8 protein-coding genes are annotated in these 11575 nt (G+C 54.8%); 7 read left to right on the top strand and 1 reads right to left on the bottom strand.

Annotated features, from left to right (window positions below; all coding sequences use genetic code 11):
- Positions 1-342 precede the first annotated feature (342 nt).
- From lon to RZA33_RS17920, 5 genes are all read left to right on the top strand, one after another.
- Positions 343-2820: an endopeptidase La gene (gene lon / locus RZA33_RS17940; protein WP_317509078.1), complete on the top strand. Its 2478-nt coding sequence runs from the start codon at positions 343-345 to the stop codon at positions 2818-2820.
- Positions 2821-2981: 161 nt separating this feature from the next.
- Positions 2982-5147 (top strand): methyl-accepting chemotaxis protein, encoded by a 2166-nt coding sequence (locus RZA33_RS17935; protein WP_317509077.1) that lies wholly within the window; start codon positions 2982-2984, stop codon positions 5145-5147.
- Positions 5148-5310: 163 nt separating this feature from the next.
- Positions 5311-7479: a methyl-accepting chemotaxis protein gene (locus RZA33_RS17930; protein ID WP_317509076.1), complete on the top strand. Its 2169-nt coding sequence runs from the start codon at positions 5311-5313 to the stop codon at positions 7477-7479.
- A 110-nt stretch (positions 7480-7589) separates the two neighbouring features.
- Positions 7590-8648 carry an oxidoreductase gene (locus RZA33_RS17925; RefSeq protein WP_317509075.1) on the top strand — a complete coding sequence of 353 codons (1059 nt, stop codon included), beginning with the start codon at positions 7590-7592 and terminating at the stop codon, positions 8646-8648.
- Between the two features lie 398 nt (positions 8649-9046).
- Positions 9047-9340 carry a GIY-YIG nuclease family protein gene (locus tag RZA33_RS17920; protein WP_317509074.1) on the top strand — a complete coding sequence of 98 codons (294 nt, stop codon included), beginning with the start codon at positions 9047-9049 and terminating at the stop codon, positions 9338-9340.
- Positions 9341-9687: 347 nt separating this feature from the next.
- Here the strand turns inward: RZA33_RS17920 and nudE are convergent, their stop codons facing one another.
- On the bottom strand, positions 9688-10317 hold the full coding sequence (gene nudE, locus RZA33_RS17915; RefSeq protein ID WP_317509073.1) for an ADP compounds hydrolase NudE: 630 nt from the start codon (positions 10315-10317) through the stop codon (positions 9688-9690).
- A 78-nt stretch (positions 10318-10395) separates the two neighbouring features.
- Here nudE and yrfG point away from each other — a divergent pair, with 78 nt between their 5' ends.
- Positions 10396-11070 carry a GMP/IMP nucleotidase gene (yrfG, locus tag RZA33_RS17910; RefSeq protein ID WP_317509072.1) on the top strand — a complete coding sequence of 225 codons (675 nt, stop codon included), beginning with the start codon at positions 10396-10398 and terminating at the stop codon, positions 11068-11070.
- A 15-nt stretch (positions 11071-11085) separates the two neighbouring features.
- The gene (hslR, locus tag RZA33_RS17905) at positions 11086-11475 is read left to right on the top strand and encodes a ribosome-associated heat shock protein Hsp15 (protein ID WP_317509071.1); all 390 of its coding nucleotides are present in this window, start codon (positions 11086-11088) and stop codon (positions 11473-11475) included.
- Positions 11476-11575 lie beyond the last annotated feature (100 nt).

Here is an 11575-nt window from a genome sequence, read left to right as displayed (position 1 = left end):
GTCATGGCGAGCGGCTTTGCTCATGTCATCGCGAACGAAGCGTGGCGATCTCCGGGTTAGATTCTGTCATCGCGAGCGAAGCGCGGCGATCTCGGTTTTGGCTGTTTTTGTCATCGCGAGCAAAGCGCGGCGATCTCGGGGTGTTTGCCGCCGCTGGTTAAGATTGTCGCGTCGCTGCGCTCCTCGCAAGGACATATGTCAAAGCAGGTTCCTGACAGTGCCAAAAGGACCTCGCGTTTTGTTATCAAACCTCCCCAAGGGTTGAAGTTTCAGCACACTGCCCGCATTCCATGGACAACACTTGGCGGTTACCACCGCCGGTATCGGTTCATTGGAGGATGCATGAGCGACCAGGATTACGACCACGATGGTGAACACCTAGGCTGGCAAAGCGACGAGGAAGAGTCATCGACAACGAACGAAACCCACGACGCAGAAGAGAGCAGCAATGAAGATTTCCGCTCAGATGGCGAACGGGTAAATTCGTTAGTGCCTGCCAGTGAAATGCTCCCAGAGCGCATTTATTTACTGCCTATTCATAACCGTCCGTTTTTCCCTGCCCAGGTACAACCCTTGGTGATTAACCGGGAGCGCTGGGAAGAAACCATGCGCCGCGTGGGTAATACGCCCCACCATACCTTGGGCGTTGCCTTTGTGGGTGAGCAGGGCGTCACCTCGTTGGACCACGAAGGCTTTCCCGAGATTGGCACCGCCGTCAAAGTGCATAAGCTCAAGGGCGAAGACGAGCAGATCCAGTTTATAGCCCAGGGTATTCAGCGCTTTAAAATTACCCGCTGGCTGTCTAAAGAGCCGCCCTACCTTGTTGAAGTGACTTACCCTAAAGAGCCGGTTGACGCGGAAAACGAAGAAACCCGCGCCTACGCCATGGCGATTATTAACGGTATTAAAGAGCTACTGCCGATCAATCCGCTGTATGGCGAAGAGCTTAAGCACTACCTCAACCGCTTTAGTCCGCATCAGCCGGGGCCGTTGACCGACTTTGCTGCAGCGATTACCTCTGCAAAAGGCCCCGAGCTGCAGGATGTACTGGCCACGCTGTCGGTGGAAGAGCGCATGCAGAAAGTGCTGCCGCTGTTGCGTAAAGAGATTGATGTGGCGCTGCTGCAGGGCGAGATCAGCGAGCAGGTGAACGCTCAGATGCAGGATCGCCAGCGCGAATTCTTCTTGCGCGAGCAGCTTAAAGTAATTCAGCGCGAGCTAGGTATTTCCAAAGATGATCGCGAGAATGACGTTGATACCTTTAAAGCACGGCTGGAATCGCTGGTCGTGCCCGAGCGCGTGCAGACGCGTATAGACGATGAGCTGAATAAGCTCAGCGTACTGGAAACCGGCTCACCCGAGTACGGCACCACGCGTAATTACCTCGATTGGTTAACCTCGCTGCCCTGGGGGGTCACCAGCCAGGACCAGCTGGACCTACCCCATGCCCGCAAAGTGCTCGACCGTGATCACGACGGCCTGACAGACGTCAAAGAACGCATTATCGAGTTTCTGGCCGAGGGCAAGTTTAAAGGCGACGTAGGTGGCTCGATTGTGCTGTTGGTCGGCCCGCCAGGGGTGGGTAAAACCTCGATTGGGCGCTCTATTGCCGAGGCGCTGGGGCGTCAGTTTTACCGCTTCTCAGTGGGCGGTATGCGCGATGAGGCAGAAATTAAAGGCCATCGGCGTACCTATGTGGGCGCTATGCCCGGTAAGTTGGTGCAAGCCTTTAAAGAGGTCGAAGTCGAGAACCCCGTTATCATGCTGGATGAGATTGACAAACTGGGGCAATCTTTCCAGGGCGACCCGGCCTCGGCGCTGCTGGAAGTGCTCGACCCTGAGCAGAATGTCGACTTTCTCGACCACTATCTAGACGTGCGCATGGATCTCTCCAAGGTGTTGTTCTTATGCACTGCCAACACCCTTGATTCGATCCCTGGCGCACTGCTTGACCGCATGGAGCAGATTCGTCTTTCGGGTTATATCGCCGAAGAGAAAGTGGCGATTGCCAAGCACCACCTATGGCCGAAACTACTCAAGCGCGACAACCTGACGAAAAAACGTATCAGTTTGTCCGATGCGGCCTTGAAACAGGTGATAGAAGGCTATGCCCGTGAAGCCGGGGTGCGTCAGTTAGAGAAACAGCTGCATCGTATTGTGCGTAAATCGGCCGTTAAGCTACTCGAAGAAGAGCCTGAAACGGTTAAAATTTCGGTCAAAAATTTGGAAGAGTTTTTGGGCGCACCGATTTTCCGCAAGGAAAAAGTACTCACCGGCGAAGGGGTGGTAACCGGCCTGGCGTGGACCTCAATGGGCGGGGCAACGCTGCCTATCGAAGCGGGCAAAGTGCACTCGCTGGATCGCGGTTTCAAGCTGACAGGCAAGCTGGGCGAAGTGATGCAGGAGTCGGCCAATATCGCCTACAGCTATACCCTGGGCCACCTGCAAGAGTATGGCGCCGATGCGGATTTCTTTGACTCGGCGTTTGTGCACCTGCACGTACCCGAAGGTGCCACGCCCAAAGACGGCCCTTCGGCCGGTGTCACCATGACCACTGCGTTGCTGTCATTGGCTAAGCATCATGCCATTGACCGCCCCCTGGCGATGACCGGCGAGCTAACGTTGACGGGTCAAGTACTGCCCGTTGGCGGTATTCGCGAGAAGGTGATTGCCGCGCGGCGCAGCGATATCTTTGAATTGATCCTGCCCGATGCTAATCAGCGTGATTACGAAGAGCTGCCGGACTACCTTAAAGACGGGATGACGGTGCACTTTGCCAAACGCTACCGTGACGTGGCAGCGGTTGTTTTTGGTCGTTGATAGCCCTTTGCTATAGCCCTTTTCTTTTATAACCCTTTTAAAAGCGTCGTGCGAAAGTACGGCGTTTTTTTATATTTGTTCACTGGTTTGCAAACTGAAGTAAAAGCGATAATAGTGCGTATTTTAATAAGAATTAAGAATATCTAATCTTCGGAGCCTTAATGCGCAACAATCAGCCTGTGACCCAACGTGAGTATGTCCTGAGTGATGAAGCGGTCCTTATCTCTCGCTCAGATTTAAAGGGTAATGTCACCTACGCGAACCCCACGTTTGTCGAGGTCAGCGGTTACTCACGTGATGAGCTAATAGGCGCACCTCACAGCTTGCTTCGCCATCCCGATATGCCAGAAGCCGCCTATGCGGACTTCTGGAAAACGATTCAAGCGGGGGCGACATGGCAAGGGGTGGTCAAAAACCGGCGTAAAAATGGTGATCATTATTGGGTACATGCCACCGTTGCTTCTTTAAGAGACGGCGAACGTCTCGTGGGGTTTACATCGGTTCGCCGCAAAGCGTCTGCAAAAGCCGTTGCCCGGGCGGAAAAAATCTACGCTGAGATTCGCGAGAAGGGGAAGTCACGCCACTATAAACTTGCGCAAGGTACGCTGCGCCGCAAAGGCCTCATCGGCATGTTGTCGCGTTTCCAGTTGACCAGCCTGAAAGCCAAGCTCATCAGTATGGTCCTGGCGTCGTTGCTGCTGCTTAGCCTAGCTGGCGGACTGGGCGTTTATGGCTTGGTGGTTTCAGGCGAGCGGCTGGAAACACTCAATCGTTCAGGGTTAGAAGATGTGGCCACCCTTCAACAAATAGAGCGCCACATTGGTCAAACGGTAGGCGTGCTAGAGCCTGTCGTGCGCAACCCGCGTCAAGCCGATTTAGACGCTGTCAGCGCGGAAATTGATCAGAATCTCGGCACCGCTCAAGCGCTATGGGGGGCTTACTATCAAGGTGACGTGCTCGCCACCGAGGCTACTCAGGCCTTTGATAATTCGTTCGCAACCTGGAGAGAAGGTGTAAGCGCTACCTTTGAGGCTATTCAAAGCGGCAATGGGTTTGCGGCGTTTGAGGCGTTTAATGACATCGTGGTGCCAACCGCTCAGTCGCTGCGCGAGATGAATAGCGAACTGGTCAAGCAAGTTCGCGCCGATGCCGACGCGTTAGTCACGCAGGCGCAAGGTGGCCGTCAAACGATGCTGATAGCGCAGCTGGTGTTACTGGCGGTGGGTTTTTGCGTGATGATTGGCTTAAGCGTGTTGATTTTGAAATCCGTGTTTCGAAGCCTGTCTGGCGCGCGCTACATCACCTTTCAAATCGCTTCCGGTAACTTAGCTGCTCGCGAGCGGCGTCAAACCAACGATGAGCTAGGCGAACTGCTGTATTCGCTGGACACCATGCGCTTTAGCCTTTCCACTATCGTAGGCGACGTAGAAAGCCGTGTTTCGGTCGTCACGCCAGCCATCCAGCAGATTGCCGCTGAAAATGAGGAGCTTGCTTCGCGTACTGAGCAGCAGGCATCGTCGCTCCAGCAAACGGCATCGAGCATGGAAGAAATGACCTCAACGGTGCAGCAGAATACCGAGAATGCCCGCCAGGCGACCGATCTGGCGGCGCAAAACGCGGTGAGCACCCGGGACACCGGGCAGCAAATGCAGCAGCTGGTGGAGCGCATGCAGCGTATTGCCCAGAGTGCTGAAAAGATGACCGAAATGATCAGCTTGATTGACGGTATCGCTTTTCAAACCAATATCTTAGCACTCAATGCCTCGGTTGAGGCTGCTCGCGCCGGCGAACATGGCCGCGGGTTTGCGGTCGTCGCCAGCGAGGTGCGCAATTTAGCAGGCCGCAGCGCCGATGCTGCCCAAGAAATTCGTAAGATGATTGATACCACCACCCAGGAAGTCAGCGGCGGCCGTAGCGCGGTTGAGCAAGCGGAGCGCGCGATTGAAGAGGTTTCACAACAGGTAGAGCGCGTCAGCGAGCTAATGGCCGCCATTAGCACGGCTTCTACTGAGCAGAGCAGCGGTATTGGCCAGATTAATTCGGCGGTGGCTGAGATGGACCATGTCACCCAGCAGAACGCCACTAAGGTGCAGTCGATAGCGGCCTCTGCCGACAATCTCTCGCTTGAAGCCTTTGAGCTTGCCAACGTAGTCGATGCGTTTCGATTGGAAGGTGCTCAGGATGAAAACATCAAAGACGCGCGGGCAAAATTACAACGCGCCAATCAGGCCCTCAGCAAAGCAACTCGCGGCTTACCCGCCCCTGCCGAACAATCTGCTAAGCCAGCCTCAGGGAAACCTAACGCTGACCAGTGGGAGGAATTCTAGCTTAGCAGACAATGATGCTGCTAGGTACCTGATTTAGAACTAATCATATGCCACCCTTGCGGTGGCATATTTCATGCATTACCTCTAATTGAAAAGGCTTAGTGCAGGGGGAGCCACTAAGTCGAACCATGGCGCAAGCCTTCATTAAAAGTAGGGAGTTCAAATGCATAATGCCGAACACACAGCATCCGCTTTTTATGAATTAGCCGATGATGACGTGCTGATTTCACGCTCTGACCTTCAGGGGCGAATCACTTACGTCAACCAAACGTTTGTGGAGGTAAGCGGCTACTCGCTAGAAGAAATAATGGGCCAACCTCATCGTTTGTTCCGCCACCCGACGATGCCAGCCGCCGTTTTTCAAAACCTGTGGGAAACCATCGAGGCTGGGAAAACCTGGCAAGGACTGATCAAAAATCGCCGCCAAAGCGGGGAGGCGTATTGGGTAGATACCACCATTGCACCGCTACTCGATGGCGAGCGCGTGGCAGGTTACACGTCTATCCGTCGAAAAGCGTCAGCGGCTGCGATTGCACGCGCGGAGCGTGCGTACAATGCTATGCAACAGGGCAAAACACGTGGCTTTAAGCTTCATTATGGTGCATTACGTCGCACGGGGGTGCGTGGTTGGGCTAAGCGCTTTAGTTTTAGTAGCATCCAGGCCAAATTAATCGGGATGGTGTCAGCGTCTATCATCTTATTGGTGATGGCGGGGGCAGCAGGGGTTTATGGTTTAACCAGCTCCGCTGAGCGGTTACGCACCCTCAATCAAACCGGGCTTGAAGGGATCAGCGATCTCCAGCAGATTGACCAACGCGTTAGCCAAGCGATCCAGGTGCTCGAACCTGCAGTGCGCAGTCCACGGCGAGCGGATCTCGACATGCTTAAAACGCAATTATCTGCCATGAGCGCGGACATTGAGCAGTCGTGGCAGGACTATGCTGCGCAGCGTGAAACGGGGAGTGACCAGGAGGCGCTGGCTGCAAGCCTGACTACCTTTATTAACAGTGCTGACACTACCCTGGCGGCTATCCGCGATGGCGAAGGCTTTGCTGCCTTTGAAGCCTTTAATGACAGCATGCAGCCCGCCTCTGAAAATATAAGTGCCACGATCAATATATTGGTGGATCAGGAGCGCGCCGCCGCGCATACGCTGATGGAAAATGCTGAGCAGCAGCAAAAAGTGCTGCTTTACGGCCAATTGGCCGTGCTGCTGCTGGGTATTGTATTAATGGTGGGATTAAGCGTAGCGGTACTGAAATCGCTGATTAAGTCGCTTAACGAGGCGCGCCGGGTGACTTTTCAAATCGCCGCAGGGAACCTTGCCAACCGAGTGACCTTAAGGCGCAACGACGAGCTGGGCGAGCTGCTAAGTTCGCTAGAGACGATGCGCGCTAGCCTGTCGGGGTTAATCACCGAAGTGGGTAATAAAGTTGATATCGTCACCCCAGCGTCTGAACATATCAAGCAGCAGAATGAAGACTTGGCGTCGCGCACCGAGCAGCAGGCGTCTTCGTTGCAGCAAACTGCCTCTAGCATGGATCAAATGACCGCAACCGTGCAGCAAAACAGCGAAAACGCTCGTCAAGCCAATCAGCTGGCCATGCAAAATGCGACCACGAGCCGTGAAACCGGCGAGCGTATGCAGGCGCTAGTCGAGCGCATGGAGCGCATTGCCGCCAGCGCCGAGAAGATGACTGATATCATTAGCGTGATCGACGGTATTGCTTTCCAAACCAATATCCTAGCCCTCAATGCGTCGGTAGAAGCCGCGCGAGCAGGCGAGCAGGGGCGTGGTTTTGCCGTAGTGGCCAATGAAGTACGCAATTTGGCGGGGCGCAGCGCTGAGGCCGCTGGGGAAATTCGCCGCTTAATCGATACGTCTTCCCAGGAAATCAGCGGTGGCGCAGACGCAGTCAAAGAAGCCGAAGCCGCTATCGAACAGGTTGTCACCCAGGTGATGAAAGTTAGCGACATCATGGAAGAGATCAGCACCGCCTCCGATGAACAGAGCAGTGGTATCGCCCAAATCAATACCGCCGTTGCGGAGATGGATCACGTCACCCAGCAGAACGCCACCAAGGTACAGTCGATTTCCAGCGCCGCCCAGAACCTTACCCGTGAAGCCTTGGGGCTTGCCAATGTGATTGCCGCCTTCCGCTTAGAGGGCGCAGCAGAGGAGAGCAGTGAAACCACGCGTGGGCGTTTGCTCAAGCTAGCCGGGCTCGATTCATTAGCGGTTGCAGCGCCTCAGGTGCTAACGTCTCCCCAAGTCAAACAATCGTCGCCATCCTCTGCCCAGCCAGCTCAAGAGGAGTGGGAAACGTTTTAAACTGAGCTGCATCCCTTTAAGAAACTTGATTGATGCGGCTAAACTTACCCATAAGTACGTATGCATACTTACTTAGCCATACGTCGCTGTTATCAATTTGAAGGAATGCAATGCAGGCAATAATAAACGTTGGATTAATAGGTTACGGTTTCGCTAGTCAAACCTTCCACGCGCCGCTGATTCGAGCCACCCAAGGCTTGGATTTAGTCGCAGTGTCTTCAAGCGATGCCGCCAAGGTGCAGGCATCGCTGCCCAATGTAGAGGTGGAAGCTCAAGCGCTGGCGCTGTGTCAGCGCAGTGATATCGACCTGATCGTTATTCCTACCCCTAACGACACTCACTTTTCTCTCGCTAAAGCGGCCCTGTCGGCGGGCAAGCACGTGGTGGTCGATAAACCCTTCACGGTCACGTTGTCAGAGGGGAAACTGCTCAAAAAGCTGGCGGATGACAAAAAGTGTTTGCTGTCGGTGTTTCATAACCGCCGTTGGGATAGCGACTTCTTGACCATTAAGGCACTGCTTGAGGCGGGGACGCTAGGGCGAGTGGTCAACGTTGAATCGCGTTTTGATCGCTTTCGGCCGGAAGTGCGCGACCGCTGGCGTGAAAAAGCGACGCTAGGAGGCGGTATCTGGTTTGATCTGGGGCCGCATTTGCTGGATCAAGCCTGCGAACTGTTTGGCATGCCCCAAGCGATTCTGCTCGAATTGGGCACTCGCCGAGACGGCGCTGAAGCCGACGATGACTTCCTGGCGCTGCTCGACTACGAAAGCTTTCGCGTTAGCTTGTCGGCGGGCACGCTGATAGCCGAACCGACACCACGCTTTCGGTTGCATGGCACCCAAGGTAGCTACATCAAATATGGCTTAGACCCACAGGAAGACCGCCTAAAAGCAGGCGAAACACCCGCACCGCAGTGGGGAGAGGACACGCAGCACGGTACGTTAACACTGCGCGAAGGCGAGGGTGAGAACGCCTCGCTGGTGCAACGCCAGCAGGCAACCTTGCCGGGGGACTATCTGGCTTACTACCAGGGAGTAGCGACCGCCATCCGTGATAAGGCACCGCTACCCGTTAGCGTAGACGACGCCCTGCGCTCAATGGCGTTACTAGAAGCGGGACTGGATAGCCACCGCCAACGGCGTTGGATAATGCTGAAGAACCGCCTTTAAATATACATGATATCGCGGGCAATTTTCCGCATGTCATCGCGAGCGAAGCGCGGCGATCTCAGGGTTGTTTGCCACCGCCCACCGGGATTGCCGCGTCGCTGCGCTCCTCGCAAGGACAGGTAGTGGGTCATCGCGAGCGAAGCACGGCAATCTCGGGGTTGCTTGCCACCGCCAACCGAGATTGCCGCGTCGCTGCGCTCCTCGCAAGGACATGGGGAGGGTCATCGCGAGCGAAGCGCGGCGATCTTGGGGTTGTTTGCCACCGCCAACCGAGATTGCCGCGTCGCTGCGTTCCTCGCAGCGACATGGGGAGGGGAAGCGCTCCTCGCTATAACATTGGGGGGTTATTGCGAATAAAATGAAGTAAAATTAAAAAAAACATTGACGCGGAGCAAGCCATGTCGACGGCAAACAATCTTTATTATGTTTACATGCTGACTAACCGTACTCACCGCGTCCTTTATATAGGTGTTACAAACAACTTAGAACGTAGGCTTTATGAGCATCGTCAGGGTTTAACGCCAGGATTCGCCTCAAAGTACCGTTGTCATAAACTGGTATGGCTAGAACAGTCTAATAGCATAGAAGATGCTATACGACGTGAGAAGCAGCTTAAAGCAGGTTCACGTCAACGTAAAAACGCTCTGGTTGATTCGCTTAATCCTGAGTGGCAAGAGCTAGCGCCCTATTAATGTCGTTACGAACACATGCCCTCTTGTCATAGCGAGCGAAGCGCGGCGCTCTCGGGGTTGTGGTGCCACCGCTGGTTAAGATTGCCGCGTCGCTACGCTCCTCGCAAGGACATACAGTGGGTCATCGCGAACGAAGTGTGGCGATCTCGGGGTTGTTTGCCACCGCTAACCGAGATTGCCGCGTCGCTGCGCTCCTCGCAAGGACATGGGGAGGGTCATCGCGAGCGAAGCGCGGCGATCTTGGGGTTGCTTGCCACTGCCCACCGAGATTGCCGCGTCGCCGCGCTCCTCGCAAGGACATCAGGCAAACGGCCACAATGGCATAAGGAAAGCTTTCCGTTATCACCTCAGAGTAAGTCCGCCGTGCTATTGCGCATCGCTTCTCGCATTCTGTCCCTGGCAATATAAAGGGCAGCGATGGCTCGGCCTTCATGAAAATCATCGCGCATTAACAGCGCCGGGAGCTCTTCCAGTGAATGGGTTTCCACAATTAATGGCTCGGGTTCATCGCCTGGCAGGCGTTTAGGGTAAAGGTCGGTCGCTAGCAGCACCTGCATACGGTGGCGCATATAGTTAGGCGCCAACGAAAGCTCGACTAGCGGTTCAATACAATGGGCCCCAAAGCCACACTCTTCCATCAATTCACGGTTGGCCGCGGTGATAATGTCTTCACCGGGGTCGACAAGTCCCTTGGGCAGGGTCAGCACGTAATCCTCGAACCCGGCGGCATATTCACGAATAAGCAGCACGTGTTCGGGGTCTGGCATGGCGACAATCATCACAGCACCACGGTCAGCGCCGGTTAAACGCTCAAACTGACGCTCTTCACCGTTGGAAAAACGTAGTGCTAATGATTCGACCTGAAATAAGCGACTTTGCGCTACGCACTCACGCGATAAAATTTGCGGTTTACGCAAGTAGCCAGCAACACCATCGCGCTTGGCTTCAAGGGGGTTAAACGTCGGCGGGGTGGACATAAACGTCTGCCTCCATGGCTGGTAAAAGGCGGTTAAGCTACAATAGCACGCTTACTACTTAATGCGACCGGAGCGGCGATGATTGATTGGCGCGAGATAGACACCGTCCTATTGGATATGGATGGCACGCTGCTGGATTTACACTTCGATAGCCATTTTTGGCTGGAGCATTTGCCGCGGCGTTACCGTGAGTTGCACCAATTGGACCAAGCATCCCAGGAAGCGCTGCGCGAGCGGATTATGGGTGAGCAGGGTACCTTGAACTGGTACAGCCTAGCCTACTGGAGCCGCGAGCTTGGGGTAGATATCGTGGCCCTGAAACGCGAAGTACAGCACCTGATTGGGTTGCGTAGCGACGCGCTGGATTTTCTTAAATGGCTTAAGCAGGCCCACCCGCGCGTGATTCTTGCCACCAACGCGGATCGCGCCAGTCTCGCGCTGAAATTGCCGCTCACCGGCTTGGAGGATTACTTGGATGCAATTGTGTCTTCCGAGGACGTGGGGGCCGCGAAAGAAGAGCAGGCGTTCTGGTTTGCACTACAGGATATCGAGGCCTTTGATCCTGCCCGCACGCTGTTTATCGACGACAACGCTCGAGTGCTAGAGAGTGCTCGTGAGTTTGGTATTAAGCATTTGTTGGGCATCAAGCAGCCCGATAGCCAACGGCCGGAAAAAGAGCTGCAGGCGTTTGTTGCCCTTGACCGCTTTGCTCACCTGCTGCCCGAGCAGTTGCCTGAGCAGCCCAGCCGTTAAGATAAGGAGGCGTCAATGAGTGAGAGTGTCCGCTTAGATAAATGGCTGTGGGCCGCGCGCTTTTTCAAGACTCGCGCACTGGCCAAGAAAGCCATTGAAGGTGGCAAAGTGCAATACGACGGTACCCGAGCTAAAACCAGCAAGCAGGTTGAGCTAGGCGCGCTTATTCGTGTGCCTCAGGGTTGGGATATTTATGAAGTGGAAGTGGTATCGCTTTCTGATCAACGGCGCGGCGCGCCAGAAGCCCGCGCGCTCTATGCAGAAACGCCGGAGAGTATCCAGCGCCGGGCTAAAGAGACAGAAGCCCGGCGGCTCAATAACGAGGTTATGCAGCACCCACTCAAGCGCCCTGACAAAAAGCAGCGTCGCGATATCCAGCGTTTCCAGCGCCATCAAGGCGAGTAGCCTCACGCTATTAAAGCCCCGTTAAACGTTAGCCGTCCTTAAATGCTCGCTGTCTTAAGTACCCGCTGTCTTAAATAGCCACTTTCTGAAAACACTTAGG

Source organism: Halovibrio sp. HP20-59 (genome assembly GCF_033052795.2).
Classification (GTDB): domain Bacteria; phylum Pseudomonadota; class Gammaproteobacteria; order Pseudomonadales; family Halomonadaceae; genus Vreelandella.
This window is presented reverse-complemented; position numbering and strand designations above follow the sequence as displayed.

Excerpts from the sequence above, each read along its gene's own strand:
- lon (WP_317509078.1), top strand. The coding sequence starts at position 343 with ATGAGCGACCAGGATTACGACCACGATGGTGAACACCTAGGCTGGCAA.
- RZA33_RS17935 (WP_317509077.1), top strand. The coding sequence starts at position 2,982 with ATGCGCAACAATCAGCCTGTGACCCAACGTGAGTATGTCCTGAGTGAT.
- RZA33_RS17930 (WP_317509076.1), top strand. The coding sequence starts at position 5,311 with ATGCATAATGCCGAACACACAGCATCCGCTTTTTATGAATTAGCCGAT.
- RZA33_RS17925 (WP_317509075.1), top strand. The coding sequence starts at position 7,590 with ATGCAGGCAATAATAAACGTTGGATTAATAGGTTACGGTTTCGCTAGT.
- RZA33_RS17920 (WP_317509074.1), top strand. The coding sequence starts at position 9,047 with ATGTCGACGGCAAACAATCTTTATTATGTTTACATGCTGACTAACCGT.
- nudE (WP_317509073.1), bottom strand. The coding sequence starts at position 10,317 with ATGTCCACCCCGCCGACGTTTAACCCCCTTGAAGCCAAGCGCGATGGT.
- yrfG (WP_317509072.1), top strand. The coding sequence starts at position 10,396 with ATGATTGATTGGCGCGAGATAGACACCGTCCTATTGGATATGGATGGC.
- hslR (WP_317509071.1), top strand. The coding sequence starts at position 11,086 with ATGAGTGAGAGTGTCCGCTTAGATAAATGGCTGTGGGCCGCGCGCTTT.